At 35.6% G+C, this 25,493-nt stretch carries 27 protein-coding genes and 1 pseudogene; 5 read left to right on the forward strand and 23 right to left on the reverse strand.

Going from position 1 to position 25,493, the window contains the following annotated elements:
- Nucleotides 1-57 precede the first annotated feature (57 nt).
- Complete coding sequence (locus tag QA612_RS14210) at nt 58-186, reverse strand: hypothetical protein (protein ID WP_278284483.1); 129 nt, start codon at nt 184-186, stop codon at nt 58-60.
- Nucleotides 187-793: 607 nt separating this feature from the next.
- Here QA612_RS14210 and QA612_RS14215 point away from each other — a divergent pair.
- Genes QA612_RS14215 through QA612_RS14225 form a run of 3 tightly spaced genes read left to right on the forward strand, consistent with a single transcriptional unit; the run spans nt 794 to nt 3,108 of the window.
- The gene (locus QA612_RS14215) at nt 794-1,342 is read left to right on the forward strand and encodes a sigma-70 family RNA polymerase sigma factor (RefSeq protein ID WP_278284484.1); all 549 of its coding nucleotides are present in this window, start codon (nt 794-796) and stop codon (nt 1,340-1,342) included.
- A 3-nt stretch (nt 1,343-1,345) separates the two neighbouring features.
- Nucleotides 1,346-1,780: a PadR family transcriptional regulator gene (locus QA612_RS14220; protein ID WP_278284485.1), complete on the forward strand. Its 435-nt coding sequence runs from the start codon at nt 1,346-1,348 to the stop codon at nt 1,778-1,780.
- Complete coding sequence (locus QA612_RS14225) at nt 1,777-3,108, forward strand: FtsW/RodA/SpoVE family cell cycle protein (protein ID WP_278284486.1); 1,332 nt, start codon at nt 1,777-1,779, stop codon at nt 3,106-3,108. Before QA612_RS14220 ends, QA612_RS14225 begins: the two co-directional genes overlap by 4 nt.
- A gap of 107 nt (nt 3,109-3,215) precedes the next feature.
- On the opposite strand, the gene QA612_RS14230 is transcribed toward QA612_RS14225, so the two are convergent.
- The 5 genes and pseudogenes from QA612_RS14230 to QA612_RS14250 form a co-directional block, all read right to left on the reverse strand.
- On the reverse strand, nt 3,216-3,761 hold the full coding sequence (locus QA612_RS14230) for a DUF3221 domain-containing protein (RefSeq protein ID WP_278284487.1): 546 nt from the start codon (nt 3,759-3,761) through the stop codon (nt 3,216-3,218).
- Nucleotides 3,762-3,841: 80 nt separating this feature from the next.
- Entirely contained in the window at nt 3,842-4,414 is a 573-nt protein-coding gene (locus QA612_RS14235) for a hypothetical protein (RefSeq protein WP_278284488.1), read from the reverse strand.
- Between the two features lie 490 nt (nt 4,415-4,904).
- Entirely contained in the window at nt 4,905-5,186 is a 282-nt protein-coding gene (locus QA612_RS14240; protein WP_278284489.1) for a type II toxin-antitoxin system RelE/ParE family toxin, read from the reverse strand.
- Nucleotides 5,186-5,455: a hypothetical protein gene (locus QA612_RS14245; protein WP_278284490.1), complete on the reverse strand. Its 270-nt coding sequence runs from the start codon at nt 5,453-5,455 to the stop codon at nt 5,186-5,188. The genes QA612_RS14240 and QA612_RS14245 overlap by 1 nt, the downstream gene beginning before the upstream one ends.
- Nucleotides 5,456-5,576: 121 nt before the next feature.
- Nucleotides 5,577-5,782: pseudogene (locus tag QA612_RS14250) on the reverse strand (IS1595 family transposase); the annotation flags it as partial.
- Between the two features lie 216 nt (nt 5,783-5,998).
- On the opposite strand from QA612_RS14250, the gene QA612_RS14255 reads away from it, so the two are divergent.
- A complete protein-coding gene (locus tag QA612_RS14255; RefSeq protein ID WP_278284491.1) occupies nt 5,999-6,160 on the forward strand; it encodes a hypothetical protein in 162 nt (53 codons plus the stop codon).
- A 222-nt stretch (nt 6,161-6,382) separates the two neighbouring features.
- Here QA612_RS14255 and QA612_RS14260 read toward each other — a convergent pair whose 3' ends face one another.
- The 11 genes from QA612_RS14260 to QA612_RS14310 all read right to left on the reverse strand — a co-directional run bounded on the left by QA612_RS14260 (nt 6,383) and on the right by QA612_RS14310 (nt 17,362).
- A complete protein-coding gene (locus QA612_RS14260) occupies nt 6,383-7,132 on the reverse strand; it encodes a MerR family transcriptional regulator (protein WP_278284492.1) in 750 nt (249 codons plus the stop codon).
- A gap of 129 nt (nt 7,133-7,261) precedes the next feature.
- Entirely contained in the window at nt 7,262-8,116 is an 855-nt protein-coding gene (locus tag QA612_RS14265) for an SDR family oxidoreductase (RefSeq protein ID WP_278284493.1), read from the reverse strand.
- 61 nt (nt 8,117-8,177) lie between these two features.
- Entirely contained in the window at nt 8,178-9,251 is a 1,074-nt protein-coding gene (locus QA612_RS14270) for a Gfo/Idh/MocA family protein (protein ID WP_278284494.1), read from the reverse strand.
- Between the two features lie 44 nt (nt 9,252-9,295).
- A complete protein-coding gene (locus tag QA612_RS14275; RefSeq protein ID WP_278284495.1) occupies nt 9,296-10,456 on the reverse strand; it encodes a Gfo/Idh/MocA family protein in 1,161 nt (386 codons plus the stop codon).
- 193 nt (nt 10,457-10,649) lie between these two features.
- On the reverse strand, nt 10,650-11,498 hold the full coding sequence (locus QA612_RS14280) for an AraC family transcriptional regulator (protein WP_278284496.1): 849 nt from the start codon (nt 11,496-11,498) through the stop codon (nt 10,650-10,652).
- 74 nt (nt 11,499-11,572) lie between these two features.
- Complete coding sequence (locus tag QA612_RS14285; protein ID WP_278284497.1) at nt 11,573-12,010, reverse strand: YaaR family protein; 438 nt, start codon at nt 12,008-12,010, stop codon at nt 11,573-11,575.
- A gap of 125 nt (nt 12,011-12,135) precedes the next feature.
- A complete protein-coding gene (locus QA612_RS14290; protein WP_278284498.1) occupies nt 12,136-12,942 on the reverse strand; it encodes a flagellin N-terminal helical domain-containing protein in 807 nt (268 codons plus the stop codon).
- Entirely contained in the window at nt 12,932-13,372 is a 441-nt protein-coding gene (fliS, locus tag QA612_RS14295) for a flagellar export chaperone FliS (RefSeq protein ID WP_278284499.1), read from the reverse strand. Before fliS ends, QA612_RS14290 begins: the two co-directional genes overlap by 11 nt.
- A gap of 160 nt (nt 13,373-13,532) precedes the next feature.
- Nucleotides 13,533-13,832 carry an EscU/YscU/HrcU family type III secretion system export apparatus switch protein gene (locus QA612_RS14300; protein WP_278284500.1) on the reverse strand — a complete coding sequence of 100 codons (300 nt, stop codon included), beginning with the start codon at nt 13,830-13,832 and terminating at the stop codon, nt 13,533-13,535.
- Nucleotides 13,829-15,964, reverse strand: coding sequence for a hypothetical protein (locus QA612_RS14305; RefSeq protein ID WP_278284501.1), 2,136 nt, complete (start codon nt 15,962-15,964; stop codon nt 13,829-13,831). The genes QA612_RS14300 and QA612_RS14305 overlap by 4 nt, the downstream gene beginning before the upstream one ends.
- Before the next feature lie 108 nt (nt 15,965-16,072).
- Nucleotides 16,073-17,362 (reverse strand): DNA polymerase IV, encoded by a 1,290-nt coding sequence (locus QA612_RS14310; RefSeq protein WP_278284502.1) that lies wholly within the window; start codon nt 17,360-17,362, stop codon nt 16,073-16,075.
- A 188-nt stretch (nt 17,363-17,550) separates the two neighbouring features.
- On the opposite strand from QA612_RS14310, the gene QA612_RS14315 reads away from it, so the two are divergent.
- On the forward strand, nt 17,551-17,748 hold the full coding sequence (locus QA612_RS14315; protein ID WP_278284503.1) for a hypothetical protein: 198 nt from the start codon (nt 17,551-17,553) through the stop codon (nt 17,746-17,748).
- Here the strand turns inward: QA612_RS14315 and QA612_RS14320 are convergent.
- The 6 genes from QA612_RS14320 to QA612_RS14345 form a co-directional block, all read right to left on the reverse strand.
- Nucleotides 17,742-19,220, reverse strand: coding sequence for an NAD(P)/FAD-dependent oxidoreductase (locus tag QA612_RS14320; RefSeq protein ID WP_278284504.1), 1,479 nt, complete (start codon nt 19,218-19,220; stop codon nt 17,742-17,744). The genes QA612_RS14315 and QA612_RS14320 overlap by 7 nt on opposite strands.
- A 186-nt stretch (nt 19,221-19,406) precedes the next feature.
- Entirely contained in the window at nt 19,407-19,892 is a 486-nt protein-coding gene (locus tag QA612_RS14325) for a MarR family winged helix-turn-helix transcriptional regulator (protein ID WP_278284505.1), read from the reverse strand.
- A gap of 250 nt (nt 19,893-20,142) precedes the next feature.
- The gene (locus QA612_RS14330) at nt 20,143-21,258 is read right to left on the reverse strand and encodes a M20/M25/M40 family metallo-hydrolase (protein ID WP_278284506.1); all 1,116 of its coding nucleotides are present in this window, start codon (nt 21,256-21,258) and stop codon (nt 20,143-20,145) included.
- A gap of 123 nt (nt 21,259-21,381) precedes the next feature.
- Nucleotides 21,382-22,929 carry an acyl-CoA carboxylase subunit beta gene (locus QA612_RS14335; protein WP_278284507.1) on the reverse strand — a complete coding sequence of 516 codons (1,548 nt, stop codon included), beginning with the start codon at nt 22,927-22,929 and terminating at the stop codon, nt 21,382-21,384.
- Between the two features lie 2 nt (nt 22,930-22,931).
- Nucleotides 22,932-23,771, reverse strand: coding sequence for a methylmalonyl-CoA epimerase (gene mce, locus QA612_RS14340; RefSeq protein ID WP_278284508.1), 840 nt, complete (start codon nt 23,769-23,771; stop codon nt 22,932-22,934).
- Between the two features lie 34 nt (nt 23,772-23,805).
- On the reverse strand, nt 23,806-25,452 hold the full coding sequence (locus tag QA612_RS14345; protein WP_278284509.1) for an acyl-CoA mutase large subunit family protein: 1,647 nt from the start codon (nt 25,450-25,452) through the stop codon (nt 23,806-23,808).
- Nucleotides 25,453-25,493 lie beyond the last annotated feature (41 nt).

Below are 25,493 nucleotides of genomic sequence, written 5' to 3' on the forward strand. Positions count from 1 at the left end.
GTTTCTTACAAAATAAACTAATGAAGAGCTAAAAAGAATTAGCACCATTCATCCCCATCAATGAATGAAGGGGCTTTCTTGTGCCATAGTTGTAATATCCTCAGCAGTTTCTTTATTTCCAACCATAAGTAAAATGTAATTATACACATCTTGATTGTATTCAATATATAACTCCTTCCATGTCATCCCTTCACCTCCTATTGGTTGTATGAGAATAGACGAATAAGAAATCGAATGGTTACATTAAAATGAATTTTTATAAAACTTATTTTATGAACTAGATTTCTTTCCTTAATCCTTTCTATCATAAAGGGAAAATCTACCATGTAGGATGAAAATGTTCTTACTAAAGTATACTACCTTCCCACATTTCTTCTTATCTCCATTTGCGGGTACATTTGCGCCTTCTATATTACCGCAAACTTTCTTTTCCGATTTGCAGGATCATTGGACACTTTCTATACTCCTGTAAATCTCTTTTTCCTGTTTGCAGGGTCATTGGCGACCTTCTATATGCCTGCAAACCTCTTTTTCCGATTTGCAGGGTTATTGTGTGCTTCCTATATTCCTGCAAACCACTTTTTCCTGTTTGCAGGCTCTTTGGCGACCTTCTATATTACCAGAAACCTTCTTTTCCTCCATTTGCGGGAACAATAGCGAGTCTTCTTTCTTATTTTCAGGATAGTCATCCCATGCAAGTTAATTATTCTCTATTATTTGTTTGAATGATGGTTTTTTTATCAACCAAAAGGATGGGCGTATCGTCTAAAATGTAGGAAGGGGTGATACATAGATGAATGAACTAGATCAAATGGCAGTGACTGATGAGAATATAGATGACCGTAAACTGTTAATCAATCAATTAATGAATGAATATAGCGACAGCGTCCTGCATCTTGTTTATACATATGTTAGAAATCGAATGACAGCAGAGGATTTAACACAAGAGATATTTATAAAATGCTTTGAAAAATATGATCAATTTAATCAACAGTCATCCATAAAAACATGGGTTTATCGAATTGCTGTCAACCATTGTAAAGACTACTTAAGAAGCTGGCACCACCGCAAAGTAACCCTTAATGAAAAGGTGATGAATTATATCCCTTCTAAGGCGAAGCATGTGGAAGAGGAGATCATTACTAAGAGTGAAGAAGACTCATTGGTAAATGCCGTTATGGGTTTACCAATCAAATATAGAGAAGTAGTTTTTCTCCATTACTATGAGGAACTAACGTTATTAGAAATAAGTAAGGTTCCAAACGTAAATATAAATACGTTAAAAAGTAGACTGAAACGTGCAAAAGAATTATTAAAGCACAAAATGATTGAGGAGGGTTAACTCATGAACGATCCACTGAATAACTTGAAGACTTCCATGAAAAAAACAGTTTTTAAGGATTTATCCTTTTCTAATGAAAGAAAAAATGCAGTGAAAGAGACGATACGTAGGAAGCAATCCCCGCAACCATTTCAGTCTTGGAAAGAGGAAACATATCTAGCTGTTTTAGAAACCATTCAGTATGAATCATGTCATGGCTACGAGATTTCTACTAAGCTTTTTCAAAAAAATGAATGTAGTTTTCAAAAGAATGAAGGCCAGCTTTATACACTTTTACATCTACTAGAAAACAAAGAACTCCTACGTTCTCACTGGCTAAAAGAAAAAAAGTATTATTCATTAACTAATAAAGGAAAAAAATATTTAATTGCCTACAAGCAGAAAAGTACGAAACAGGGTGTTTCTCTGAAGAACCTCATTGAGGAGGCATCTTTATGAGTTCGCCTAAATTTGAGGAATTCTTGAGAAAAGTAACCTCTAAAGTAAAATCTAAGGAAGCCCATAGCATGATCAAAAAAGAACTAACAAACCATCTAGAAGAACTAAGCAAAACTTATCAAGAGAGGGAACATGATAAAGAGGCTGCTGAGGATAAGGCAATACAGGAAATGGGAAATCCCTATCTCATTGGCGAAAATTTAAGCCGCATTCATAAACCAAAGATGGATTGGCTCCTGATTACTTTATTCATTACCATCGCAGGCATTAGCTTCCTTCCTCTCATTGGTGGCGTTCCTGAATGGAATGCTACAAGCTCTTATTTTATGACGAGGCAGATCACTTGGTACGTATTTTCCGCCATTATCATTACGGCACTTCTTTTCTTTGACTATAGAAAATTAAAGAATTTTTGGGTTTTCAGCTATGGAATAGCTATGTTTCTACTTTTGTATACGTACCTTTTTGGCTATAAGATTAATGGTGCAACGAGGTACATTATTATTGAGGGTGTTAGTTTTAATCCACTACCTCTCAGTTTATTATTATTTTTTCTTGCGTGGACTAGTATATTATTTAAAATAAATGAATTTAAAAGCTTGAAAAAACAAGTATTACTGTTTGTTTTATTTTGGACACCTGTCCTTCTATATTTAGCTCTTCCATATTTCGCATTTACTATCATGTACTTTTTTTGTGTCATAGTCATGTTTGCTTTTTCAAAAGTCCAAAAAAAGTTAGCCATGAAGATCGTAATTGCCAATATGGTAACAGCTATTCTCTTCATTAGTTCAACGATTTTTATTACAAGGGATGGGTATTATATTAATCGATTCACCACGTTCTTAGACCCTCAAAGTGATCCAGATGGAGCTGGTTGGATATACATTGCAGTTAGAGATGCACTATCGCAAGGGGGATGGTTCGGTAACGGCCTTCATAACAATGTAACATTCAACCATCTTCCAGAAGCACATACAGATTTTGCTTTCCCTTACCTTATTCACTCTCTCGGATGGTTATTCGGAATGTTCCTATGCTTCATATTGTTACTATTTATATGGCGAGTCTCCAAAAATGCCTTTAAGACAACGGATCTTTATGGAAGATTACTAGTGATTGGCGGTGCTACCTTATTTACTGTCCCGGCTAGCTGGAACATCCTGATGGGATTTGGAATGGTACCAATTATGGGGGTATCCTTACCATTTATCAGTTATGGAGGAAGTATGTTTCTATTTTATTCGGCCATATTAGGATTTGTTTTGAATGTGTACAGAAGAAAAGACATTGTAGAACCTACGATATGTAAAACAGAACAGCATTGAAAAATTTGTTGTTAATTTAAATGAAACCTGTCTCACTGTTTACTTCAAAGTGAGACAGGTCTTTATCATTTTACAATAAAGATAGTTCTTAGTGGATGTTATTACACTTACAATTCATCCTTCACTGAAACTTCCACTTCCTCATATTCTGCTGAAAACTCTTTAGGTACTTTGAACGTAAAATGCCATTGCTTTTCTTTATCATCAAACTCTATTGATGTAGCAGCCACAATCCTTTCCTTATTTGTTGATTTTAATGCTTGTGCTAAGGCTTGTGCTTCAGTTAAATGGGCTCCTTTTGGTGAATCTCTAGAAATGACCTCCACATGTTCAATTTTTGACATACCTGGATACGTGTCGTCAACATCACCATGCCACACTTCCACTTTATCACCAACTTCAATCGAATCAGGAGCATTAGATAAGTGCATTGCATTGTAATGTTCATTTTCTCCATAATATTTAGGCTCTGTAGCAACAACAAGGATATATTCATGCGGACCTATATTTTCGAAAACAGTTCGATTCGTAACATACCCAGTAATCCCTGGCGCTGCTGTAGTGAAATCCCCTTCATGATTCGTGTCTGAAGCACACCCAATCAGTAATAATCCAAGAAAAAATAGTAAGAATACAACATAAAATCGTTTCATCTTCTCACCTCATTGTTATTAAACTTTCAATGTAATAATTGCAATCTTCATTACAAAATGGGATACATTGATTATTTATGTTATGGAACGACTTTAAAATCAATCTGCGCTTTTATTACCGTTTCATTTCCGAATATTCCATGATTGAAAATAGCTTGACCATTTACAACATAATAGCCTGCAGGAAAGTGCTCATCTAACTGCTCTAAAAATTCGAGATATTCCTCTGAGTCTTCAATAGGGTTATACACAAACATTGTCTTATAGTCCTGTCGATAGGGTTCTCCTTGTTTCAGTGTTGTAGGACTAGCATCGTCATCTCGCCCAAACCTGGTGGAAAAACCTCGCATCTTATCTTCCAACGGAAATACAATGACAGGATCAGAATGAGTAATGGTTACTTCTTCATTCCTTCCCACGTATTCCAATTCTCCATATAACTTCACTTCTTCCCCTTCTTTATATTCTTCCTTTTCACTGATGAGTCGAAAGATAAAATTCCCCTTCTTCGTCTCATCCATTGGCTGAAGTACTTCAAAATTAGCCAACTCATCAAAGTCTGACGGGCCTTCTCGATTATCTAATTCAGATGAATTGCAGCCTGCAAGGAATAAAATAAATATAACTATACACCCTAAAAACCATTTATACATAACCCTTTCCCCCTTTATTTATCTTTATAAGGACTGTGACAAATGTAGGCTATCTACAATAAATAACTGTACACATATAGACGATATTGTTAGTTATATGTTGCAAACAAAATGAAATATGACATTGAAAAAGTGCTTGTACGATTAAGATGGTAATTTATGTAGTACGATTAAATTAATAGTATACCAGGATGTTCTATTGATGTGGAAAAGTGAAAGCATAGGGAAAGAAACAGGATAAACTTTATTTCTAGTATATCATTTTTCCAAATTATACTATTTAAAATTAGGCTCTGTTATCGGTTAATATTGATTTTTTATACAATAATAGGCTTCCAAATTACGGAAGTCTATTATTGTATATTTTTTTGCTTATTGAACTCACATAGAGTTACTTAAGTTCACATATTCACAAAAAAGTTCTTAAAAGATATAAGGTTGCATAAGAAAAGACCATATCTGTTAATATGATCTTTTATAAAATGTTTAGTTAGTTTTCTCTTGGAAATAGAACAGCTAATATAACAACATCATTGTTAATCAATTTATAATATACTCTAAACCTTTTAACAACTACCCTTGTAATCCCTTTGTATTTGCCAAATTCTTCTGTGTACGTTTGTCCAATTATTCGATTCTTTAATAAATCTTCCGTTTCGATGATAAACTGGGAGATGAAATCAAGAGTCTCTTCAGGTGTATACCTTTCACTCCTAAACAGAGTAAATTTTTCCTTAACAGCAGGTGACCATATAACATTTCGGTCATACATTACATGAAATCCTTTTTAGACAGAGAATTTAATAATTCTGAAGTAGATAGACCACGTCCGTTTTCATACTGCTCTACACTTTCTTTTAACATACGTTTAAGTTCAGGATTTTCTTCAGCCTCAAGTTGTATAGATTTTTCGTCATCTTCTTCCTGTAAAACAAGTGTAAATTTTCCTTTGCCAGGAATAGAAAACTGTAATACAGAATTATCACTATTCATATTCTCAATATATTTCATAAGATCTTCTGAAGAGTGAATTTTTCCCATACTATTTTATCACCACCATTTTTATCCTTCTCCTTATAATATCATATCCATTTATCCATGTAATGAATCAAATACACTTATTGTGGTAAAGCTCGCCGATAGTTTCACAAGTAAACGACTATTATTTAGTAAACTCTGATAATCTTAGTGTGTCATATGTTTCCATAATTAGTATTAAATTCTCTTCCACAATCATTTGTCTTGTTGTTGTATCATCTTTACGGTGGTGGATGGTTTCTAGGAAATAAAACCAGCTAAGATAGTGGTCTAGATATTCGTTGCGACACCTATAAAACGCCTTATCCAATCCTTTAAACGTTTATGATATATACAATCAAACTATGACTTAAAAATTAAAACAGATAATGAACAAAGAAATTTTAAAATTTGGTTAATTGGTGAATCGATATATTATAGTGAATTCCCAGTGAACTCCATTTATAAAATGGAGGCTGCATCAGGATATCAATTTAAAAATGTGATATCCACTTTTCCTACTAATTAGTAATCATGAATGAAAGAAAAATGAGGGAGGACTTCCTTATGAATCTAAAAAAAATTGCTATAACTATCGTAACAAACTTATTTTTAGGTTATTTGTTCATAATTTTTACGAATCAACTCTTTCAAATGACAGATGCAATAAATAATTTTGGGGTAGGTGGATTGTCCTTATTGGCTTTACATTGTTCTATGAGGTTGTAAGTCGAGCTACACCAGACCATTCCTATTCTTTAAAACACCCACTAAAAATAATCGGAGTAATATCATTTCTTTAGGTCATTTTCATTCATTTAGTAGGCATTAGCCTTATATTCTAGCTCTAAAAATACCTCCTTAATCTTAATCTAGTAAGCTTAAGCTGAGAGGTTCATAACTCCCTCTCAACAACCAAATTTATATATATATTCGTGGGAAATTGCTCTTCTATGATTTATTATTGTCAGCATATATACCCATGGCATCACACATAAATTGAGCTAGCCCTTCACCCATATTATCTATATTCTTTGTAAATCTTTCATCAGCAACATACATTTGTCCCAAGCCTTTAAAGGCTTCTAATGAATAGGTGCTAAAATTTTTGTTTAAAAAGTCATACCATTCTTTAATGGCTGCCTGTGCTTCTTTTGTATCTGGCGAACCAGTTCGCTGGTCTGCAAGTTTCTTATAAATAGTAGTCATTTCATGGGACATCTTTTCTTGCTCTTCTTTTGACATATTCCCTAATTTCATTTTTGATGCATCTACTGCGTCATTGCCCCACCGTTCTCGTGCCTCTTGTTCGTAAGGATTTTTGCTAAAATCAAAGCCTTCAAATTTCTCTTTGTCTGTCATTACAATTTCTCCCTTCTTATAGCTTACCGTTTTATCAATGGTAGAAATCATCTTATCCAACCTATCCCGCTTATCCATTAACATTTTTTTATGGAGAATTAAAGCTTCATCTCGATCAAAGGAAGGATCAGAGATAATTTCCTTAATTTGCTTTAAGGGCATCCCTAATTCTCTAAAAAACAAGACTTGCTGCAGCGTATCTAGGTCCTCCGTTGAATAAAATCGATAGCCAGCTTCTGACTTTTCCTTTGGAGTTAATAAGCCTATTTCATCATAATGATGTAGTGTCCGAACACTAATACCAACTAATGCGGCAACTTCCTTTACTTTCATTACCATCTTACTCCTCCCTTCAATTGCTACTATAAAGGATAACGTAACGTGAGAGTCAATGAAATTATTTAAAAATAAAAAAGACTGAATAAAAGATCGTAATAGACCCCTTCACTCAGTCTCCTTTTTCCATTTTTATACACCTGAGTATGCAGAAAATCCTCCATCAACTGGTATGACAACACCGTTAACAAAGCCAGATGCATTAGCATCAACTAAATATAAAAGAGTACCTACGAGTTCATTTTTTTCTCCAAATCTGTCCATTGGTGTTTGTCCAATAATTTTTTCAGCACGATCTGTATAGTCTCCATTTTCATCTAACAGTAGCTTTTCATTTTGCGATGTAATAAAAAATCCAGGTGCAATAGCATTTACTCTAATTCCTACCTTAGACATATGAACGGCTAACCATTGCGTGAAATTGTTTACAGCAGCCTTTGCACCACTATAGGCTGGAATTTTTGTTAAAGGAGAAAAAGCATTCATGGAAGAAATATTTATAATGGTACACCCCTTTTTACCAATCATATCTTTTGAAAATATTTGGCAAGGAAGTAATGTGCCCATAAAATTCAAATCAAACACATGACGAACACCTTCTGTATCTAAGTCAAAAAAAGATAGCAATTCCTCATCCTCTAAATCTCCCGGTTCAAAATACTCTTTCGTCGTTGTCCCCTTCGGATGATTCCCCCCTGCTCCATTCAGTAAAATATGGCATGGTCCAAAGTGCTCAAGCACCTTTTTATGTGCACTTTCTAAGCTTTCTTTTTCTAAGACATTAGCAACGATCCCTAATGCCTTCCCCCCATTTTCCTCTATTTCATCACAGACTCCCTTAAGCTTATCTTCATCCCGTCCTATAATAGCAACCTTCGCACCACATTGAGCTAATGCGCTTGCAAATTCAGCTCCTAGAACGCCACTACCTCCTGTTATTACAACTACCTTTTCCTTTAAATCTACGTAAAAAGGAATTTCCGTCACTAAGACCCCTCCATTTTTTCCCTATCCCTTTATAACCAATTTGAACAGATTTATTATAAGATTATTCTACTTTTATAGCTTTTTCTTGTGCCTTTAAGCAAAGCTCTGCTGCTTTAAATGCGTGTTCCTGCGTCATGGCATTTTCTGTTCGATTCATGCAGTCGAGAATTAATTGTCCAAAGAACGGAAATCCTACTTGACCATTTAATGAAAAGTATTTTTCCCCTTCCCTATTGACCAAAAAGAGGTGATCTCGTTCATTTTTTCGTGCAACATCAATATATTTCCGAATTTCAATATATCCCTCTGTACCTAGGATAAACGTTCGTCCGTCTCCCCACGTCCTTAAACCATCTGGTGTTAACCAGTCTACTCTAAAGTATTGGGTTGCACCATTGTCACCAACTAATGTTGCATCACCATAGTCCTCAAGCTCTGGATACTCTTTACAATGATAATTGGCAACCTTACTTTGCACCACTTCAGCATCCTTACAAGAAGCAAAGGTCAAGAACTGCTCAATTTGGTGGCTACCAATATCACAAAGGATTCCTCCGTAATATTCTTTTTGGAAGAACCACTCAGGACGCTTAGGTGCACTTAAACGGTGAGGACCAAACCCTGTCACCTGAATAACCCTACCAATAGCTCCCTCTTCAATTAATTGACTAGCAAAGACAGCGCTTTCAACGTGCAGTCGTTCACTATAATAAACCATATACTTTAAACCTGTTTCCTCTGTTTTCTTTTTCGCTTGTTCTAGCTGTTCTAATGTAGTAAATGGTGCTTTGTCTGTGAAATAGTCCTTTCCATTATCCATTGCCCTTAAGCCAAGCTCACATCGTTTTGACGGAATAGCTGCAGCAGCTATTAAACGAACCTCCTCATCCTTCAAAATCTCCTCTTCGGAAGAAGCAACAGTTACATTCGGAAACCTTTCAACGAATGCTTCTACTTTTTTCGGATCTGGATCATATACCCATTTTAGCTCTGCTCCTGCTTCTACTAATCCGTTACACATTCCGTTTATATGGCCATGGTCTAAGGCAATAGCTGCGAATTTGAATTCTCCCTTTTCTACTACAGGATTTGGTTTGCCTTTTGGTGCATAGTTCATTCCATCATTTTGTGACATCGTCTCCACCCTTTCCTTTATTAAAATTTGATTTGTATAATTTTTTAAAAAGTACCTTCAACATTTAACGTCTCTTTTTTTTCTTCCTTGTTAATTGTTGAACCATTAATTTTTTCTTGTAATTTTTCATAATATAGCTCTTCATCTAACGGAAGGTCTACCCAATCATCCTTCCACGTTGACAATTGCATGGCGTTGGAAAGCGTTAACCCATTAATAGCTTCTTTACCAGGAGCTAGAAGGGCTGTTCCATTTAAAATAGCATCCACAAAATTTTGCGTAATTCCCTTGTGTTTCGTTTCAACTCCATCGATTGGAATGTCACATTTCCAAACTTCAGGAACCCCGAAACCACCTTTATACTCTCTATTAAATTGAGATTCTGGAACTCTTAACCTCCAAAAAGTTAATTCATTATCTTCTACGACAACTTTCCCACGATCTCCTGCAATTTCTAAACGATTTGTCCCTGGGGCTTCTCCTGTCGTTGTAATAAACACAGCAGTTGCACCATTATCGTATTCTGCATAAGCAGTCACTTCATCCTCCACCTCGATTTTACGATGCTTACCAAAATGACAAAAGGCTCGTATACGATTTGGCATCATATCTGTCATCCAAGCCCACAGGTCAAGCTGATGAGGGCACTGATTAATTAAGACGCCACCACCTTCTCCAGCCCAAGTTGCTCTCCATCCATCTTGATCATAATAGCTTTGAGAACGGTACCAATTTGTAATAATCCAATTTATTCGACGTATATCCCCTAATTCATTTGTTTGGATAAGATCACGAATTTTTTGATATAGCGGATTTGTTCGTTGATTGTACATGACAGAAAAGACGACACCACTTTTCTTTGCACATTCATTCATTTCTCGTACATTTTTTGTAAATACACCAATTGGCTTTTCACATAAAACATGTAAACCTTTTTCACATGCTTTCATAACTAATCGTGGATGATCGTAGTGAGGTGTTGCAATAAATACTGCATCAATGTTCTTCGATTGAAAAAAATCATCTTCGTCTTTATAAACTTCAATTTGTTGACCTAAATGCTCCTTTACCCATTCGAGTCTTTCATCTCTAACATCTAATACTGCCGTCAATTCTCCATTCTCAATTTCATTATTCGCTAAGTATATTGCATGATTTGAGCCCATATTCCCTACTCCAATCAAGCCTATGCGTACCTTGTTCATCTGTCCCCACTCCCTTATATTTTCAAGTACTACATACTATGATAAATAAAAAGTGATAAAACTACTGTGTTCTCATTAAGGAATTGATGGATTCATTTAACTGTGGTTGTTCTTTTATGCTCTATTATCTAATGCACATAAAAAAATAAGCTGTAGTTACACAGCTTATATCTTAGTGTATTTCTGAAGCTAATTAATAGGATTCTTTAGCTACAACATTTTTCTTATACTGTTCTGGAGTGTAGCCAACTAGTTGCTTAAACACTTTACTAAAGTGAGCAGGATGCTTAAAGCCAATTTTATAGCTAACATCAGTAATACTTTGGTCTTCAGATGTGATAAACTCTATCTTTGCTTGATTAATTCTCCTTTGAAACAAATAGTTAAAAATGGTGAATCCAGTAACATCTTTAAACACCTTAGATAAGTAAAATTTACTCATATGTAACTCGTCTTCTAGCCTTTGTAAATTTATATCATCCATATAATTTTTTTCAATAAAAGAAACAATTCGTTGAACATGTTCTTCTTTCCTTGGTCTATTCTCCTTCTTCGTATCTAACGTTTTTTCAAACCGAGAATAGAGAAAGGCAAGTAAGTCAATAAAAGTAAATTGTAAGCGGTAATTAGATATTTCGTCATCCTCTTTATTATGTTCATTCATTTTACGAAGGAGAGTTTCCATCTCCTGTTTATCCTTATCTCCAAGATGTAGTCGATAGGATTGAAGATCCTTAAATGGTTCGAGTAAGAATTCCATCCCTTGGCCCTTCAGTATTCCTTGAAAATAACCGGAATCAAATAGTAAGGTGGAACGAATATAGTCCTTTCCTTCGAAAACACGAGGACAATGTAACGTTAATCCGTGCATAATAATTAGATCACCTGGTGAAAGAGAGTAGATTTGATCTCCGATTAAATAGGTACATTTGCCACCGTGAAAAAAATAAATTTCATATTCAGAATGGGAATGAAATGTATTCCCTGGCTTTGATTGGTTATAGTAAGTCAGTTGTATTCTCTCTTTAACCAATGTCGACATACGATTTATGTCCTCCTGATTATTATTCAATCACTAAAATGCGTATTTTTAATTTTTCCTTATATAAAAGGAGATTAAGCATAAACATTTACGAGAAGGCCTTGTATTTCTCCAACCATCTTAAGGATATCTAATGCTTTCTTCTGATCCTTCAGAACTGCATCTGTTAAATCTAAGAGCTTACGATCTACTTCTCTTACAATTTTATATACCTTCGTTCTCCCTCTGCGATTAAATCCCTTTCTTTCCTCTAGACTTAATCCTAATTGTACTGCATCATCCATAAATTCCTTAACAAATTGCTTATATTTTCTAAGTTCATCAACCGTTCTATATTCTGATAATACTTTTCCTTGATCTTCAATTTTCCCTAATAAAACACCTAATCGTTCATATGCTTGATTATCTCTACCTTTTTGCATAATTTCCTGAAAAGAGATCTTAGCTTGTGTACCTGTCTTCTTTTGATCTATTTTATTTAAGTTGGTTTTCCCAATTCTTTGTACATCCATGTTTTTTACTCCTTTTGTATCGTCTCTATCTTTATTATATGAAACTATTTAATAGGAACCAAGTAATATTTTTGTGTTCATGTACGAAAAAATGGAAAGCGGATAACCACCTTCCATTTTTAATATTATTGTAATAGCTGTAAAACACCTTGTGGCAATTGATTCGCTTGAGCAAGCATCGCTGTTGCAGATTGATTTAAAATATTGTTTCTCGTAAACTCAGTCATTTCTAAAGCCATATCAGCATCTCTGATTCGCGATTCTGCTGAGGTTAAATTTTCGTGTGTAATTTGTAAATTATTAATCGTGTGCTCTAATCTGTTTTGAATAGCACCTAATGAAGCACGGGATTCAGAGAGTTCATTTATTGCATCAGTAATTTTTGTAATAGCGTCTTGTGGACTTTCTTTTACATCAATATCGTCAATTGCTAATTCCGTCGTATCCATTTTAGGAATTTTTATGTCTACCGTTTGACCTTCATTCGGTCCAATTTGTAACGTAATTTCATTGTCGTCCGTACCTAATAAGTTTCTCGTATTAAATTCTGTTTTTTCAGAAATACTATTGATTTCTTCCATTAAATGATCAATTTCGTCCTGAATTTTCTCACGATCATCCTCTGTATACGTATCATTTGAAGCTTGAACTGCTAATTCTCTCATACGTTGGAGCATTGCATGAACCTCTTGCATAGCTCCTTCTGCTGTTTGAATTAAGGAAACACCATCTAATGAATTACGTTCTGCTTGCTTTAAACCACGAATTTGTGAACGCATTTTTTCAGAGATTGCTAGACCTGCAGCATCATCCGCAGCTCGGTTAATGCGTAGACCTGATGAAAGCTTTTCTAGGTTTTTAGAAGTTTTAGATTGATTATCATATAAATTTCGATAGGCATTTAATGCTTGTATATTATTATTAATTTTCATATTGGTTCTCCTCATATAATGTATTTTTTTCGTAGGCATTGGCTTTTTGCTTCAGTAATTGCGGTTGACTATCTTTATTTTTTATCATTGCATCCTTCCAAGAGGAGGAAAGAGCTTCTATGTGTTGAATAACTTCCTCGATAATCACTTCATTTTTTGTTATGTTTGCTTCGATCACTTTTTCAGCTAAATAGTTATATAGTGCATCTAATTGATCTGCAATAATACCTGCTTCGTAATTTATTCCAGCACCAAGTCGTACGAGAATGTCGTTAGACTTTTGCAGCTTTTCATTTGCTAACACATGATTCTGTTGATCGATAGCATCCTTTGCATCTTCTAGGTTATTTAAGCATGCTTCGTATAGTAAAGAAGTAATTTCTTGAGGCGTTTTTTTATGTAGCGCTTCCTTAGATATCAATTCCTTCACCTCCATTTTAATAATTAATATTTATGACATCGATTTTATCAATCTTTTCACACTTCTCCGTTTATCTGTTTCCATTTTTTCTACGTACACTATTTTGAAGTCTCATTTATTTGCTACTGTTTTTCACCTAATTTTATTATCGGTTTGTGACGTCAAATCTTTAATATTTCCGATCCATTTCTTCTATTAATAATAATATTTCTGCCATAACCGTATATAGCTGTGGTGGAATATTATCTCCTAAGTCCATATCTAGTAACGTTTCTAGTAAAGCGGTATCCTCTTCCATAGGTATATCATTTTCTTTTGCCAGCTCTAATATTTTTTGAGCTACATGTCCTTTTCCTTGTGCAACGATTTTTGGTTCTTCATTTGTTGATTCATCATAACGAATAACAGCTGCTGATGGCCCATTTATTTCACGTCTTTTTATATGATTATAGTGTTTTGATACCATCATATTTTATAGTCAAATCCTTTCTTCGTCATTGTAGGAACTCGCATTTCCGAATCTTTATTTTTTGAAACAGAAGCATTTACTTCTTCTAGTGATGTTAGCTTCGTAAATTGAATCCCATTTAATGTAAAGCCCATCTCTTTTAATCTTTCCGTATATTTATTAACTAATGGCTCTACTTTACTTTTAAATTGAGGTTCATCATTTTTTAGCGTTACACTAAGGGCCCGTTCAGTAACTGCAATAGAAATTCCTAATTCCCCCATTTTCTTTGTATTTATAAGAAAATATAAACTACAATTTTCCCAATCGATCTTGTCTCCCTCATTTCTTGATTGAACAAAAACTTGTAGATTTTCTGCAGCATCCTTCAACAGTATGGGAAGTTGAAACATGAGCATTTGCATGTTTTGCTGATGGTCAGACCTACTCATGATTTGCTGTCCAGTTACATTTAGTAGTGATTGTTTAGCTTGTTGCTGAAGCTTACTTCCTTCTTCTTCATTCCGTATCATTTGAAGTAATAGGGCTCTCATATTTCTTTGTTGACCATTATCATCTTTACCTGCGCTTAATTGTTGTCCTAATTCAGCTTCACGATTAAGCCCCATTGATCTTAGTCCTTCAAAGACCTCCCGTCCTGATCCTTGGTTATAAGTAAGGGAACGGATAGATTGATCTAATTGTGTGGAAAGTCGATGAATAGGAGGCTGAGGCTCTCGCCATTGCTGCTCTTGGGTTAAGTGGTGCATGATTTTTTGGTTCATTGGTTTAAACATTAATTTATCTAATGATTGCTGAACTTCACGAACAACCTTTAATGCTTCACTATAATTCCCCTTTGCTAATAGCTTTTTCCCTTCAGCTAGATGACTACTTGCTTGTAATACCTTCTTTTCTGTCTTCATATCAGCAAATAACATCCAATCATTTTTTAAAAGTGCATTGTCAAGCTGTCTGATGACTTGCTCAAGCATCGGTTTGGCCTGTTGAACTGATTGTGTTCGAAACTGCAGAATTATTTGTTCTACTCGACTTATTTGCTTCGTTACATCCCTTTGGAATGCTTTAAACTCATCCGTAGCAGAAGCAAGCCTTTGGGTAACTTCTGTTACTAATATATCCTTTGAGGATAAACCAGCTGTCTGTAGCACCTCATTTGAGATGTATTGTTGAGCTATATTTTCATTATTTACTGCTACAGTAGATATCATTGCTGCTGTCTGCTGTATAGAATCTATTAGAATTTGTCTTCCTTTTAATTCTCGCCCTTGATCAAATTTCATCTTACCTTCTTCAATTCCTTGAGTTAACAAGCGTTCTATTTCTAACGGTAAGGCGCTGTTTTCAATAAACACCTCCACCTTATTTAGGGCTTGAAGAAAATTACCTTCATTTTGAACCATCCTTTGGAGTCCTTTAATGTCTACATTTTCATTACTACTAAAGACCTCCCTTACCCCTTCATTGGATGCTTGGGAGGAGGTTAGTACTTCCTTCACTGTTTCTCCTAATCGTAATCCCCCTGTTTCTTGTTTAGCTGAAGGAGGAGCTTGCTGGATTAACTCACGTATCTGTTCCGGTAGCTTTTTCCCATGAAGAGCTTCGTGAACAGAATGTAGCTTTAAGCTAGTTGGTTCTAACCGTTTTCTTGCAATCGCTTCTACCGTTTCCATTCGTTGATCTTTCGTTCCTTGTCCATTCTGCAAGTAATGATTCAATTCTCTAACACTTTCCTTTGATAGAGAAACATTATTATCCTGAAAGTATTGTAACGATTGACGTAATTCAGGGGAAGGATTTCGTTCACCTGAACGTCTTATTAACTGATCAATATTATTATCCTTCGTTACTCCACTTCTTTTTTCGTTACTTTCATTTCGATTACGATTACTGACTTCCTTTAGTTCAACGCCACTTTCCGTTTTCCCAACAACCTCAACACTAACACGCCCTTCGGCTGGTACGTTTCCAGAAAAAGTAGCTCTCACTTCTTGGCCTCTTATAGACACCACCGCTTCGCGATCAGAAATTCGAGAAGAAATTTTTGCGTCATATGTTCCACCTTCTCTTAATTGAAGAGGGCTTCCATTAGCTGTTGTATTTATATTTAAAAGCTGTCCTGTTACTTCCAAAGCTCAACACTCCTAATATACTCTGTCTTTCCTTATATCGGTTTGTCTAAAGAGTTTGTTAAATAAAATAATAAAACACTGAAGGAATACTATTCCAAGTTCAGTGTTTTATTTGTCCTCGTCATCTTTAAATAATCCATCTCTTAAAAAGTCTTTTTCTAAACTAGTGCCTCTTCGTTTCCGATCTCGTAGTTGGTCACTTCTATCGTTACTTTTCCGCAACTGGGTTCCTTTTAACAATACATTCTCTCCAAATTTATTTTTCAACTCATCCACAACATGATTAAGTTTATCTTCCTTTTCGTCTTTTTCATATGAAAATAAATCTAATTGTTTATGAGCATGCCCCTTTTCTATTAAATCCATTGCTGTTACACCTAATAGACGTACCGCTTCTCCGGACCAATACTTACTCCACAACCTCCAAGCTGCATCAAAGATATCGCCATGAGAATGAATAGGATTAGAAAGCTTACTACTTCTCGTAATAGTATGAAAATCATGGTAACGAATGGTAAGCTGAATATTTCCTGCGTAGTATCCTTTATTCCTTAGTCTTCGTCCAACAGAATCAGAGAGATTCATAATTACCTTCCGAAGCTCTGCTACATCTGTAACATCCTTAGATAAGGTAGTTGAGTTTCCTATACTTTTAAATTCCTCAACTGCTGAAGGATCAACGGGGCGTTCATCTATTCCATTTGCTCGTTCATGTATTCTAAGTCCTCCTATGCCTAAGCGTTTATGTAAGAAAACAGGATCTGATAGGGCTATTTCTCCTATCGTAAAAATACCAAATTTGCTTAACTTATCAGCCGTTTTTTTACCAACTCCATGCATTTCAATGGAAGGAAGTGGCCATAGCTTCTCCTTTACTTCTCTTTTCCTAAGTACCGTAATTCCCATTGGCTTTTTCATGTCACTTGCCATTTTTGCCAAAAATTTATTTGGTGCTATACCAATGCTACAAGGTAAATTTAATTCTAGTTTTAAACGTTCTTGAATATGCTTTGCTAATTGTATAGGGGGTATGTTCACATCGTTGTCAGTTACATCCATATATCCTTCATCAATAGATACAGGCTCCACTAGAGGAGTTATACTATATAAAAGCTGAAACATACTTTTTGATGCAGCACGATAGCGATCGAAATTAGGCTCACGGACAATTAACTCAGGGCATTTTCTTAAAGCTTCCCATAAAGGCATTGGTGCTTTGATTCCTTTTGCTCGGGCCTCATAACTGGCAGTAACGATAATCCCTCGTCTAGCCTCTGCATTTCCAGCAATCACAACAGGTTTCCCTAACAAAGAAGGATCGTATGCAGCCTCAACAGATGCATAAAAGCTATTCATGTCAACATGAAAAATTACTCTCCCTTTATACTTTTGATTCATGATTCCCTCCAATTTGTTGTCCACTTCTATCCTTCTTAGGAAAAATTATATAAATAATTCGTAAAAAAAGAAACACTAGTGTCATACTAGTATTTCTTTTATTAATATTTGTCATTATTGATAGACTTTATATTTTTTAAAAATATGTTATGATAGAAGATACTAATCGTGGAAAGGCGGTCGAAAAGATGCCGGAAATCATCCGAAGTGAGACCACCCACACAATAGTATTATATTTAATTGTCGAGGTAGTCGATCAATACGCAAAAAATGAATGGCCCTCACCAACGATAAAAGAACTTTCAACAAAAATAGGTTACTCCGAAGAAATGATACTTGAATCTTTAGAATATGGTCAGATTGAGCCAATAAGCATCCTTCAATAAGTTGCTGCTGGCTCTTTTTTTGTTGTGCTTCCTGCTTCTTTTCGTTTTATGATGTTACGTGCTATATGCACCCCATTAGCCCCTGCTTGGGCAAGACCTCGAGTTACTCCACCACCATCTCCTCCAGCAAACAATCCAGATATTTCCGTTTCAAATTCAGAAGTGAGGATTGGTCTAGCTGAGTAAAACTTTGCTTCCACTCCATAAAATAATGTATGCTCTGATGCGATTCCAGGGGTTACCTTATCTAATGCATCCATCATTTCAATTAAACTCTTCATTGTATTGTACGGTAGAACTAAGCCAAGATCACCTGGTACAGCTTCCTTTAAAGTAGGCTCTAAGAAGCCCTCTGCTATACGTTTTTCTGTTGATCGTCTTCCTTTTAAAATATCTCCAAATTTTTGAACGATGACAGATCCACTCGATAAATCGTTAGCACGTTCAGAAATTTCCTTGGCATATGATATTGGCTTATCAAACGGTTCTGTAAAAGTATGTGATACGAGTAAAGCAAAGTTTGTATTTTCACTTCCTAGCTTAGGATCTTTATATGCATGCCCATTTGCTGTCATTACACCACTATGATTTTCAACAACCACATGTCCAGAGGGATTGGAGCAAAAAGTTCTTACTTTAGTCCCAACAGAAGTATTAAAAACAAACTTCGCTTCATATAGATGTTTGTTTATTTCTTCCATAATGACATCTGAAGTTTCTACTCGAACACCAATATCAACTTGGTTATTCACCATTTTATACCCACGTTTTTTCAATAAGTCTCCAAGCCATTCTGAACCATCTCGTCCTGGAACAATAACGACATGATCAGCAAAAAGCTCTTCTTGAGTTTTTTTCAAGCGAACACCTGTTACACGTATTTTGTCATCAACAGTTTCCGTAATAATGTCTTCAACTTCTGTTCTATGTCGTAATTCTGCACGTTCGTTTAACGTTTCATATATACTTGTTAATATTTTTAAATTCACTTCTGTCCCTAAATGACGAACATTCGCGCGTAACAGCTTCAACCCAGCTCCCATTCCTCGTTTTTCAATGTCACGAACTTCTTCCGTTGTTGGGTCCGTACACTCATGAGGAGCTCCATGCTCTAGATTAATTTCATCTACATATTTAATTAATTCTAAAACCTCTGATGGGGCTAAGTAATCTTGCATCCATCCGCCAAATGCTGTTGTAATGTTAAATTTTCCATCTGAGTATGCACCAGCACCACCAAATCCACTTGTTATAGAACATGCTGGTAGACATCCTGTAAATTCTTTTCTTCCAGCTGGTGGTGGACATTTAGTAATCTTTTTCTCGTTAATTGGACATCTTCGTTGATAAATGGCGTGTCCTTTATCAATAAATAATATTTTTAATTCTGGGCGTTTTTTTGTTAATTCATAAACAGTAAATATTCCTGCAGGTCCCATTCCTACAACAATTACATCATAATTATTGGCCATGACAGATCCTCTCCCTGTTTCAATTTCTTAGACCGCTATACATCTTATCAGAGAAACTGATGGCTTTCAAGTAAAATCCGAACGATTCAACGCGTTTCACATAAAAACATTCAGAGTGTAAGCGAAAAAACAATAAAAAATAGCCATTAAGTGGTTATTTCCAGCTAAATGGCTCCCATTATGTATTTATTCATTATAATTCTTAGATGTTTCTTCTACCCATTCAATAAATTCATCACCATGAAAATAAGAATTTAATTCCTTTTGAAATTTAAAGAGTTCATCCATGAATCTCTTATTTTCATTTTGATATAGACAGAGGAACTCTAAAAATTTTGATTCTTTAAATTGTGATAGATTTCTTTTTTCCTTTCCCTCCTTTGTTAATGATATGTGAGTTACACGCAAGTCATTTTCATCTTTGGTGACAGTAATAAGGTTTTTTTCCTTTAATCTTTTTAATATTTGCATGACAGTTGAACGATCCCACAAACCTATCTTTGCTATTTTAGACACTGATATTTTCCCTTTTGAATTTACAATCCACATAACATGAAGCTCTGCTTGTGTTAAACCAAGTCCTTTTGCTAGTTTTTGCCATTCATCTTCCATTGCCTTACTTAATCCTCTAAAATAATTTACAAGTAAATGCATATCCCCATTATAAGACATATCATTTCACATCCCTTAATTTGATAAGTCCTTTATTCATTTTACCATATGTAACCAATTTCTTGTTTACATTTTTGGTATTTTTTCCCTAAACTATTAAAAATTAAACATTATATAAATTTCCTAATAGTTTTTAAGTCTTTATAGGTAATATGCCATACAAATACTGTTATTTCTGTTTATATTAAATGATAATATACCTATATAAAAAAGCACCCCAAACATGTTGGAATGCTTTACCTTAACCGATTTATTTTGCAGCTTGTATAATAAGGGCCACTACGAGCTCCGATGCTTTCACAAGCTCTTCTATAGGTAGCTTTTCATTTGTAGTATGAATTTCTTCATAGCCTATTCCCAAATTAATCGTTGGTATGCCGAAGCCAGCAATAACGTTAGCATCACTACCACCGCCACTTTGAAGGAGTTCCGCTTTTCTTCCTATTGCTTGAACTGCTAGCTTTGCAATTTCTACTACGTGATCTCCTTCTTGATGCTTGAACCCTGGATATACTACCTTAGTTTCCACATCCACTCGTCCACCCATTTCTTCTGCAGCTTCTTGTAAGGCTACCTTCATTGCTGTTACTTGCTTTTCCATTTTTTCATGTAAGAGTGACCTTGCTTCTGCTAAAATGTCTACTCGATCACAGACGATATTCGTTTGTGATCCGCCTTCAAATCTTCCTATATTGGCTGTCGTTTCTTCATCAATACGGCCTAATGGCATTTTGGCAATAGCCTTTGAAGCAATGGTAATGGCAGACACACCTTTTTCTGGTGCAACTCCTGCATGAGCCGTTTTACCGTGAACGATTGCTTTTACTTTAGATTGTGTTGGAGCTGCTACGATTAAAGATCCCACTTTCCCATCACTATCTAAAGCAAAGCCATACTTGGCAATAATATCATTTTTATCTATTGCTTTTGCCCCCACTAATCCTGATTCCTCACCAACTGTTATAATAAATTGAATAGTACCATGGTTAATAGCTTGTTCCTTTAAAACACGGATAGCTTCTAGCATTGCAGCTATACCAGCTTTATCATCTGCACCTAAAATTGTTGTGCCATCTGTTTTAATATAGCCTGCTTCTATTGATGGAGTAACACCTACACCAGGTACTACCGTATCCATGTGAGAAGTAAAATAAATTGGATCAATCCCATCATTACCTTTCAACGTACAAATGAGATTACCTGCTCCATGTCCAGTTACTTCTGTCGTATCATCTTCTTTCACATGAACGCCAAGAGAAGCAAATTTTCCTTTTAAAATATCAGCTATTTCTCTTTCAAATTTCGTCTCAGAATCGATTTTCACTAATTCCAAAAATTCATCTACTAAACGTTGTTCGTTTATCATGAATGCGTTCCTCCAATAAATGTTTTATACTCATATAGTATTTTAAACAAAAGTGTAGTTACGAACAACTTTATTGCTACTCTTATATCATTGAACCTATGATTTCATCTAGGTCTCCACAGCTTACAACGGTATATTCCCATGTTTTTTCTTCGGTCGATTTTCTTGTTTTCTTCTTAACATGTCAAAGCTCTGTATTAGCTTTATTCTCGTTTCTCTTGGATCAATGACATCATCAACCATTCCGTTTGCTGCTGCAACATATGGGTTGGCAAATTTTTCTCGATATTCCTCGATCTTTTCTAATCTCATTTGATCAGGATTTTTACTTTCATTTATTTCATTAGCAAAAATAATATTCGCTGCACCGTGAGGTCCCATTACTGCAATTTCTGCATTAGGCCATGCATAGACAATATCAGCTCCAATAGCTTTACTATTTAACGCTACGTATGCCCCTCCATAAGCCTTTCGACAAATTACTGTAATCTTAGGCACAGTAGCTTCAGAATAAGCATACAGAATTTTTGCCCCATGACGAATGATTCCTCCATGCTCTTGTTTTACTCCAGGGAAAAAGCCTGTAACATCTTCAAATGTTAATAACGGAATATTGAAGCAGTCACAAAAACGTATAAAGCGAGAGATTTTATCGGATGAATCAATATCTAAGCTTCCTGCCATTACTTTCGGTTGGTTTGCAATAATACCTATGGATTCTCCATTTATTCTTGCAAAACCAACAACTGCATTTCTGGCAAATGTTTTGTGCACCTCAAAGAAGCTACCTTTATCTGCTACCTCTCGGATTATTTTACGAACATCATAAGGACGAGAAGAATCAACAGGAATATAGTCTAATATGTCATATAAGTAATTTTCCTTACCTTCATATGACATTGATGGAGGACTATCCTCATGATGAGATGGTAAATAGCTTAGAAGCTCACAAACATTTCGTAACGCTTCTTCCTCCGTTTTACAGCTAAAGTGGGCATTGCCACTTTTTGACCCATGAACACTTGCACCACCTAATGCTTCTGCTGTTATAGACTCTCCAGTTACTGTCTCAATTACCTTAGGTCCAGTGATAAACATTTGGCTTGTATTTTCAACCATGAATACAAAATCAGTAATTGCAGGAGAGTACACAGCTCCCCCAGCACAAGGACCCATAATAACAGATATTTGTGGAATAACACCTGAATAAATGGCATTTCTATAAAAAACGTGACCGTAGCCGTCTAATGAAAGTACACCTTCTTGTATACGAGCTCCCCCTGAATCGTTTAGTCCTATAAAAGGAGCCTTATTTTTCACTGCTAAATCCATGACGTGAGAGATTTTTTTTGCATGCATCTCTCCTAAGGCGCCTCCATACACCGTAAAATCCTGAGCAAATAAAAATATTATTCTTCCATTCACTTTTCCATAGCCAGTAACAACACCTTCTCCTGGTGCTGAACCACTGCTCATTCCAAAGTCATCACAGCGATGCTCGATGAATGGATTTAACTCTATGAAACTTCCTTCATCTAGTAATATATCAATTCGTTCCCGTGCTGTGAGTTTCCCTTTCTCATGCTGCTTTGCAATTCGTTGATCTCCTCCGCCTAACTCTACTTTTCTTCGCTTATCATACAGTTCATTTATTTTTTCATACATATCCATTGTTATTCGTCTCCTTCGTTATTATGTGTTTCACATAATTCCACAAGGACACCATTTGCGTTTTTTGGATGAAGAAAAGCAATTGGATATCCACCTGCACCATTTTTAGGAGTTTCATTAATTAATTTAACACCTTCTTTTTTTAATTGATCTAACCGATCCTGTAAACTATTCACAGAAAAAGCAATATGGTGGATACCTTCTCCTTTCTTATTAATAAATTTTGCTATTGCACCGTCATCTGAAAGCGGTTCCAATAATTCTAATTTACAATTAGTTAAAGGAAGAAAAGCTACTTTAACTTGCTGTGATTCCACTTCAACCACTTTTTCCACTTCAATAGAAAAATGGTTTCGATAAAAAAGCAATGCATCATCAATGGAACGAACGGCTATTCCAATATGATCAATTCCATTAGGGGGATCTAAAATACCCAATTGACCATTCCTTTTTTCCATAACTGCCTTTTCAATAAAAGCAGCAATCGTTTTTGTAGAAGTACCTGGAGTAAATATCTTTTTAATTCCATTTTGTTCCAGATTTTTTATATCTTCGTACGGAATAACCCCTCCCCCAAATACAAGAATGTCCTCTGCATTTTCCGTTTTAAGTAGTTTTACAACTTCAGGAAAAAGTACATTATGTGCACCTGATAAACTAGAAAGACCGATAGCATCAACATCCTCTTGAATGGCAGCCTTCACAATTTTTTTAGGCGTTTGTCTTAACCCTGTATATATGACTTCCATTCCCGCATCCCGTAAAGCCTGAGAGATGATTAATGCACCTCGATCATGACCATCTAAGCCTGGCTTAGCTACCAATACACGAATTTTTCTCATACGGCTCCTCCTCCACCTTCTAACCGTTGCTACTCTAATATTCTCCGAATACTTCTCTTAACGCATGACAGATTTCTCCTACCGTGCAGTATTCTTTTACCGCTGCAATAATATAAGGCATGATATTTACAGAGCTATCAGCTGCAGCATGTTTAAGGTTTGCCAAACAATTCTTTACTTCCGTATTATTTCTAGAATTGCGAATATGCTGTATTCGATTTACTTGCTCTTCCACAAAGGCTTCATCAATGCGTAAAAGCTCTGTTTGCGGTTCCTCTTCTAGTTGGTATTTGTTCACGCCTACAACAATATCTTCTTCCACTTCTACTTTTTTGTTACTTTCATATGCATTTCGCTGAATTTCTCGCTGCATATACTGTTGTTCAATAGCAGAAACAGCGCCACCCCGTTTATCAATCTCTTTCAAATATGCTGTGGCTTCTTTCTCCATTTCATCTGTTAGTGCTTCAATAAAATAGGATCCACCTAAAGGATCAACCGTGTCTGTTACTCCTGTTTCATGTGCTATAATTTGCTGAGTTCTAAGGGCTATTTGTGCAGATTCTTCTGTAGGTAGGGAGAGGGCTTCATCTTTTGCATTTGTGTGTAGGCTTTGTGTTCCACCAAGTACAGCTGCTAAAGCTTGTATTGCAACTCGTACAATATTATTATCAGGCTGTTGTGCAGTAAGAGTGGACCCTGCAACCTGTGTGTGGAAACGGAGCTGCATACTTTTTTCCTTTTCAGCACCGTACTTTTCTTTCATTATCTTTGCCCACATTCGTCTTGCAGCTCTAAATTTCGCAATTTCTTCAAAAAATTGATTATGACCATTGAAAAAGAATGCTATTCTTGGAGCAATTTGATCTACTGATAATCCTGTCTTTAAAGCAGCATCTACATAGGCCATAGCATTTGCTAAAGTAAAAGCTAATTCCTGAACCGCTGTTGAACCAGCTTCACGAATATGGTATCCGCTTATACTTATTGTATTGAACTTTGGTGTATGCTCTGAGCAGTAGGCAAAAATATCTGTAATCATCCGCATTGATGGTTGTGGAGGGAAAATATATGTTCCTCGTGCAATATATTCCTTTAAAATATCATTTTGAATCGTCCCTTTTATACTCTTTTGGGACACCCCTTGCTTTTCAGCCACGACAATATACATAGCAAGAAGGATTGCTGCTGGAGCATTAATTGTCATGGATGTACTAACTTTATCGAGAGAGATTCCTTTAAATAACAGTTCCATATCATCTAATGTATCAATAGCTACTCCAACTTTCCCAACTTCTCCTAATGCCATTGGGTCATCGGAGTCATAACCGATTTGAGTTGGAAGGTCAAAGGCTACTGATAATCCAGATTGACCTTGCTCCAATAAATACCGAAAACGCTTATTTGTTTCACTTGCTGAACCGAAGCCAGCATATTGACGCATCGTCCAATATCGCCCACGATACATCGTCCTTCGAATTCCTCTCGTATATGGGTATTGACCGGGCAGACCGAGCTTTTCCATGTACATTCCATTAATCTGATTAGGAAGGTAAACCCTTTCTATTGGAATGGATGAAGATGTTTTAAATTGTTCTTTTCTTTCTATTACATCTGTCTTTTTTTCATTTCGTTCAGATTGCTGATCCGTCCCAAGTTCAGTGGAACGATCTTTCCCCATATTCTCCCCTCCTTTTTCTTAATTATCTAAATATATTAAAT

It is taken from the genome of Evansella sp. AB-P1, assembly GCF_029688925.1.
GTDB lineage: Bacteria > Bacillota > Bacilli > Bacillales > Salisediminibacteriaceae > Evansella.